Origin of the sequence: Kitasatospora sp. NPDC007106, assembly GCF_040634455.1 — a bacterium.
GTDB lineage: Bacteria > Actinomycetota > Actinomycetes > Streptomycetales > Streptomycetaceae > Kitasatospora > Kitasatospora arboriphila.
In genome coordinates this window covers 1-5,881 of the sequence record NZ_JBEYFP010000371.1, presented here as the reverse complement: position 1 = coordinate 5,881, position 5,881 = coordinate 1, and the positions used below count along the sequence as shown (strand labels likewise).

At 76.2% G+C, this 5,881-nt stretch carries 6 protein-coding genes and 3 pseudogenes; 2 read left to right on the top strand and 7 right to left on the bottom strand.

Going from position 1 to position 5,881, the window contains the following annotated elements:
* The coding region (locus ABZ641_RS23690; protein ID WP_359984650.1) for a glycosyltransferase at positions 1 to 1,097 on the bottom strand (1,097 nt) is incomplete at its 3' end.
* Positions 1,098 to 1,412: 315 nt separating this feature from the next.
* Here ABZ641_RS23690 and ABZ641_RS23685 point away from each other — a divergent pair.
* Positions 1,413 to 1,829 (top strand): PPOX class F420-dependent oxidoreductase, encoded by a 417-nt coding sequence (locus ABZ641_RS23685; RefSeq protein WP_344623503.1) that lies wholly within the window; start codon positions 1,413 to 1,415, stop codon positions 1,827 to 1,829.
* On the opposite strand, the gene ABZ641_RS23680 is transcribed toward ABZ641_RS23685, so the two are convergent.
* Positions 1,810 to 2,067, bottom strand: coding sequence for a hypothetical protein (locus ABZ641_RS23680; protein ID WP_344623551.1), 258 nt, complete (start codon positions 2,065 to 2,067; stop codon positions 1,810 to 1,812). The two genes, ABZ641_RS23685 and ABZ641_RS23680, sit on opposite strands and share 20 nt — an antisense overlap.
* Positions 2,068 to 2,179: 112 nt before the next feature.
* Positions 2,180 to 2,569 (bottom strand): annotated as a pseudogene (locus tag ABZ641_RS23675) (hypothetical protein); the annotation flags it as partial.
* On the opposite strand from ABZ641_RS23675, the pseudogene ABZ641_RS23670 reads away from it, so the two are divergent.
* A pseudogene (locus tag ABZ641_RS23670) lies at positions 2,502 to 2,672 on the top strand (LuxR C-terminal-related transcriptional regulator); the annotation flags it as partial. The pseudogenes ABZ641_RS23675 and ABZ641_RS23670 overlap by 68 nt on opposite strands.
* 215 nt (positions 2,673 to 2,887) lie before the next feature.
* On the opposite strand, the gene ABZ641_RS23665 reads toward ABZ641_RS23670, so the two are convergent.
* The 4 genes and pseudogenes from ABZ641_RS23665 to ABZ641_RS23650 all read right to left on the bottom strand — a co-directional run.
* Entirely contained in the window at positions 2,888 to 3,454 is a 567-nt protein-coding gene (locus ABZ641_RS23665) for a nitroreductase family protein (protein WP_359984647.1), read from the bottom strand.
* Entirely contained in the window at positions 3,451 to 3,837 is a 387-nt protein-coding gene (locus ABZ641_RS23660; protein WP_344623501.1) for a DUF6092 family protein, read from the bottom strand. The genes ABZ641_RS23665 and ABZ641_RS23660 overlap by 4 nt, the downstream gene beginning before the upstream one ends.
* A 193-nt stretch (positions 3,838 to 4,030) precedes the next feature.
* Positions 4,031 to 5,278 (bottom strand): threonine/serine exporter family protein, encoded by a 1,248-nt coding sequence (locus tag ABZ641_RS23655; RefSeq protein ID WP_359984645.1) that lies wholly within the window; start codon positions 5,276 to 5,278, stop codon positions 4,031 to 4,033.
* A gap of 180 nt (positions 5,279 to 5,458) precedes the next feature.
* Positions 5,459 to 5,881 (bottom strand): annotated as a pseudogene (locus ABZ641_RS23650) (hypothetical protein); the annotation flags it as partial.

Genomic DNA, 5,881 nt, shown 5'->3' with positions numbered 1-5,881 from the left:
CGCAGCGGCACGGCCGCGGGGGCCACCCCCAGGCCGGTCAGGCGGCCGGCCCAGAACGCGGCGTCGAACTGGATCGGGACGGGGACGGCCGGCACCCCGGCCCGCAGGCCCGCCGCGGTGGTGCCGGCCCCGGCGTGGTGCACGACGGCGGCCGTCCGCGGGAAGAGCAGGTGGTGCGGAACGTCGTCGACGGTGATCACGTCCGGGCCCTCGGCGTGCAGCTCGCTCCAGCCGCGCTGGACCACGCCGCGCAGCCCGGCCGCGCGCAGCGCCGCCACGACCGTGCGGGAGACCTGCTCAGGGTCGGGCACCGCCGCGCTGCCCAGGCCGACGAAGACCGGGGGGTCGCCCGCGTCCAGGAAGTCGCGGAGCTCCGGCGGGAGCTCGGCCGCGGGCGGGTCCCCGGGCCACCAGTAGCCGGCCACCCGCAGACCCGGACGCCAGTCGCGTGGGCGTGGCACCACCAGTTCGCTGAAGCCGTGGAAGACCGGCCAGTCGGCCTGCTCGCGCGCCCGGCGGGCGGAGCGGAGGCTGCGCCGGGGCAGCCCGAGGCGCGAGCGGGTACGGCGGACGGCCTCGGTGAAGATGCTGTCCACGGCCGCGTTCACGGCATGCCCGGCCAGCCGGTTCGGGCCCGCGCCCCAGGACCTCGCGCCGATCACCGGCGGGGCGAACTCGGCCGTCGCGGCGAGCGGTTGCAGATGGAGGCCGATGCTGGGCAGGGCCATGCCCTCCGCGATCGCGTGCCCCAGTGGTGCCAGCGCGGCCGACAGCAGCAGGACGTCCTGGCCGTGGGCGGCGACCAGCAGTTCGTCCGCCATCCTGCCCACCAGCGAGCGCGCCATCGCGACCAGCCGGGCCATCTTGCCGATCCCGCTGGAACTGCGGTGCAGGCCCTGCCCGGCGGCGGACTCCAGGGCCTCGCGCGGGTCCACCGGCAGCGGGTGGAAGCCGATCCCGGCGCCCTGTGCGAGCGGTGCGAACCGTGCGTGGGTGACCAGGGTGACCTGGTGGCCGGCCCGGGCCAGCCCGGACCCGAGTCCGGTGAACGGGGCGACGTCGCCGCGGGAACCGGCCGTCATGAGCGCGACACGCATGGTCAGCAGTATCGCGCCGGATCCCCTACCGGCGTCCCCGCGGCGCGCCGTTTCGGCCACCGCGGGGGAGCGGCCGTCAGCGGTCGAATCCGGCGGGCGGACAGCGCCCGCTCCAGGGGTGCTCGGCGGCGAGGCCGGATCCGACCACATGGATCCGCCGGTGCCACCGGTCAACGGAGGTGACTCACGACCCGTCCGGCATCGCGCCGTGGTGACCGGCCGAGCGGGGCCTACGCTGCGGAGTGACCGGAGAAGGGACCGGAGAGCAGCCGCCCGCCGCGCGGGCGGGCCCCGGCGTGGACCAGGAGAGCGCTCATGCCCGAGCCACCGTTGCCCGAGAAGGCCGTCGCGCTGCTGCGCAAGGCGAACCCGGCCGTCATCGCCACCCTCCGCCCGGACGGCCAGCCCGTCTCCACCGCCACCTGGTACCTCTGGGAGGAGGACGGCCGCGTCCTGGTCAACATGGACGAGGGCCGCACCCGCCTGCACCACCTGCGCGCCGACCCCCGGGTCAGCCTCACGGTGCTCGACGAGCACTCCTGGTACACCCACATCACCCTGATCGGCCGGGTCGCCGAGCTGTACGAGGACCGGGAGCTCGCCGACATCGACCGGCTCTCCCGGCACTACCGGGGCCGCGACTACCCCGTGCGGGACCGCGGCCGGGTCACCGCCCTGATCGAGGTCGACCGCTGGCACGGCTGGGGCACCGTCACCGGCCGGTTCCGCTGACCGGACCGACCGGCCGGGCCGAGGTGTCCTGCAGCTGAAGGAGTGACAGGCGCTCGGCGGACGGGCTGCCCGGCACGGCCCGGTACACCACCAGCTGCCGGCCGGGGGCGCTGTTCGGTGTGAGCGTCTCGTACGCCAGCTCCAGGCCGCCGGCCCGCGGGTGGTGCAGCTTGGCACCGGCGGACTTGCCGTGCACCTCGTGGCGGGCCCACAGCACGCGGAACTCGTGGCTCTGCAGCGAGAGTTCGCCGACCAGGGCGACCAGCCGCGGATCGCGGCCGCCCCGGGCCGGCGGCGCTGCGCAGCGCGGCGACCGCGGCGCGGGCGGCCGCCTCCCGGTCCCGGTGGAAGGAACGGGCCGCCGGGTCGAGGAAGGCCATCCGCACCAGGTTGTCCACCCGCGCGAACCCCGCGTAGAGGGCGGCGGCCTGCGGGTTGAGTGCCAGGACGTCCAGCGTCCGGCCGGTGACCACGGCCGGGGTGGGCAGTGCGTCCACCAGGTGCCGCAGCGCCGGTGCGACCTGCTCGGTAGCGGGCCGCCGGCGGGGAGCGGACGGCGCGGCGAGGTTCGCCAGGTGCTCGCCGGCGTCCTCGTCCAGCCGCAGCGCGCGGGCGACGGCCTGCAGCAGTTGCGGGGAGGGGTTGCGCTCGCGGCCCTGTTCCAGGCGGGTGCAGGGCCGCTCCAACGCGGAGATCGCCGACGAGCTGTACCTCGCCGAGTCCACCGTCAAGACCCACATGAAGCGCATCCTCGCCAAGCCCGGTGCCCGCGACCGCGCCCAGGCCGTCGCCCTCGCCTACCGTACGGGCCTGATGGTCGGCCCCCGGCCCGACAGCCGGTGAGGTGGCGGAGGCCCGCGGCCGGTCGTCGGCCCGGCAACCTTCCGACGGCGCGCCGTGGTTCGCTTCGTGACACCGCCCGGTGGTGAGTGAGGTGTCGAGCAGCCGGGGCGCGCAGCCGGGACCGAGCGGCTCCGGTGCAGCCTTGCCGTCCTCCCGGCGCAGTTGCGCCCCGGCGCACAGGCGCAGCAGGTCGTGGAGGGCCCGGGAGCGGACACTCAGAAGTGTTCCCACCGCACCTGGTCCGTCCAGGCCGGTCCGCCCCGGCGGCGCACCGGGGGAGGCTGCTGCGGCGACGGGTGGCCGAGGCAGACGATCAGCTCGGGCCGCACCCCGTCCGGCGCTCCGAGCAGCACGGCAACCGCCGCCCGGCTGAACGAGGTCACCGGCCCGGCGCCCAGCCCCAGGCCGTGCGCCGCCATCAGCATGGTCGCCGCCGCCGTCCCCACGTCGACGTACGGGCCGGGGTTGCTCTCCGGGAAGCCGTACGCGCGTACCCCGGCCCAGTCGACGCAGACGACGATCGCGGCCGCCGGGCGCTGGAGCATCCCGGGGGAGACCATCCGGATCGCCCGCAGCATTCCGGGCCGGGTGACGACCACGTACCGGTGGAGGCGCCGGTTGCCGGCGTGCGGCGCGTACCGGGCGCTGTCCAGGACGGCCCGCAGCTGCCCGGGCTCGACCGGCGCGTCGGCGAGCGCCCGGACCACGCGGCGGGTACGGATCGCCCGCAGGACGGCGTCCCCGCCGGCGGTGTCGCCACCTGTGGGCTCCTCGCCGCTCACGACGACCCGCCGTTCGCTGCCCCGCCGGTTGCCGTTCCGTCGTTCGCCGCCTCGCCGGGGTCGAGCGAATCGAGCAGGTACGCGGCCAGGGTCCGGGAGAGCGCGTCCAGCCGGTCGACGTAGCCCTGCGGATCGCCGGCCCGGACCGAGGTCTCGGCGTGCCCGCGGCGCACCTCGTGCAGGAGTGCCCGCAGGCGGTCGCCCGCCTGCGGCTCGATCATCTCCGCAAGCCGTCCCGCCGCAGTGAGCAGCCGCAGCGGGGCGTACTCGGCGGCCTCGTCCACCTGGGTACGGGCAGAGCAGAGCAGGTAGGCGAGGAGTTCGACCGCGTCGTCCTCGTCCAGCACCCGTCCGGTCCGGTCCGCGATGTCGGGGCCGCCCATGGGCTCACTCCGTCCGTCGTCGCCGCGCGACGGTGGACGGCCCGCAGTCGTGCGGACCGGCCGGCCGTCCCTGCCCCAAGCCTCCGCCGCGCGCGGACGATCCGCACACCGGTCGGGCCTCCGCCCGGGGACCGCGGACGGCTCCGCGGTGCCGCGGACGCGCCCGGTCCGAAGGCGTCACGGTCGTTCGGGGTCAGGACCGTGGCCACGGTGGAGCGGGTCGCGGGATGCGGCTGATGACCGAGCCGATCAGTGTGCCGATGGAGACGCCGAACACCGCGGACACGGCGGTGAGGACGGCCTGCGCGCCGTTGCCGACCTCGATCTGGGCGGTGTTGAGCAGGCCGAACGAGCCGGGCACCACGACCCAGAACGCGGGGAGGTAGAGCACCTGCCAGGACGAGCCGCGACGCAGCCAGTGCGCGACGGTGGCGGCGGTGGCGGCGGTGACCGCGCCGGCCAGGCCGCCGATCGCCGGGCCGTTGGTGGTGGTGACCGTGATCTGGACGGCGGCGGTCACCGCGATCACCGCGACGATCCACGGGATCGCGGGCGGCGGGGTGTTGACGTTGATCACGACTCCGGCCACGGCAAGTGCCAAGCCCAGGCAGACGACCCACCAACTCGGCGCGGCGACCTGGGTGTTGGCCAGCACGGAGGTGGGCACGCCGGTGGCGGTGGCGGCCGCCACCACACCGGCGAGGAAGAGTGACAGCTGCACGGAGCCGGACACCAGCCTGGCCGTCCCGGCGCTGGCCGCACCCGCGGCGATCTCCGACAGCCCGGTCACCAGGAGGCCGCCGGGCAGCAGGATCGCCAGGGTGGCGACGATCGTGCGCAGCGGTCCGTCGAGCAGGGAGGCCCGGGCGGCCCCGAGCACCAGGACGGAGACGAGGAAGCCTGCGGTGACCGGCAGCAGCGGCCGCAGCAGCGGCAGTCGGCGGGCCGTCATGGTCAGGCCCACCACGATGAGTGAGCCGAGCGCGGCGGCGAGGACGTTCGCCGCCACCGGCTGCAGGTAGAGGCAGAGCCCGACCCCGACCGGCAGCACCCCGAGATCCGCGACCCAGACCGGCCAGCGGGCCGGGGCCCGGCGGACCGCATCCAGGTCGCGCAGCGCTTGGTGCCCGTCGAGGCCGCCCGCGCGTAGCCGGTGCACCACGTCGAGGACGTCGGCGGTCTGCTCGAACCGCAGGGCGGGGCCGACGGGCTCGAACACGGCAGGGTCGTCCGCGTGGAGCGCCACGAACAGGCCGGTGGTCAGGGCGGCGACCCGCACATCGGGTGCATCGAGCGTCCGCCCGAGCCCGCGCAGTTCCTCCTCCACGTCGTGGACGGGCAGGCCGCCGCCCAACATGCCCGCACCGAGTTCGAGCAGGAGACGGCGCCGGGGGTCGGCCGGGGCGCCGGGGCCCCGCTCCGAAGGAAACGTGCTGGACATGGCGCGTATGGTCGCATACCTGCCGATTTCCTCGGTACTCGGGCATCGGGCCCGTGTCGGGTGGTGCGCGGGGATCCCGCCGGCACGGCGTGGGCCGCTCGTGCTCCGGCGGCGAGGGCGGTGCTCGGCTCTCCCGCCGTTCGGCCCGCGGCTCTCCGGCCGGTGCAGCTCCGAGTGGGATCAGTGACGGTGGTGGTTGTCGGGCTGCGCCGGGTCGCCGGGATGTTCGAGACCGGGGACGAGGGTGAGGCGGTGAGCGCGGGCGTGGTCGAGCCAGCGGACGAAGGCGAGGCGGCGGGCCGGGGGGAGCGGGTCGGGGGCCGCGTCCGGGCCGGGGACGGTACGGGTGCGGGTCGACACGAGCGCCGCCGTCCAGCCGGCCGCGGTCACCCGGTGGCCGGGCGGGGCGGCACGCAGGGCGGCGGCGAGCGCGACGGGGAGGGTCTCCGGGTCCGCCTCGAAGTCGCCGTCGGGGGTGGCGAGTTCCCACACGGTGGCGAGCACGGGCACGGGCCGGTGGAGGCCGGGCTGCGGTACGGCGACGTCGGCGGTGACGGCGGCGAAGACCGCGCGGACGGCCGCGCAGCCCTCGAACGCCGCGGC

What these genes read in the sequence shown, in the direction of transcription:
- ABZ641_RS23655 (WP_359984645.1), bottom strand. Translation starts at nt 5,278, where the DNA reads ATGTCCAGCACGTTTCCTTCGGAGCGGGGCCCCGGCGCCCCGGCCGAC.
- ABZ641_RS23685 (WP_344623503.1), top strand. Translation starts at nt 1,413, where the DNA reads ATGCCCGAGCCACCGTTGCCCGAGAAGGCCGTCGCGCTGCTGCGCAAG.
- ABZ641_RS23660 (WP_344623501.1), bottom strand. Translation starts at nt 3,837, where the DNA reads ATGGGCGGCCCCGACATCGCGGACCGGACCGGACGGGTGCTGGACGAG.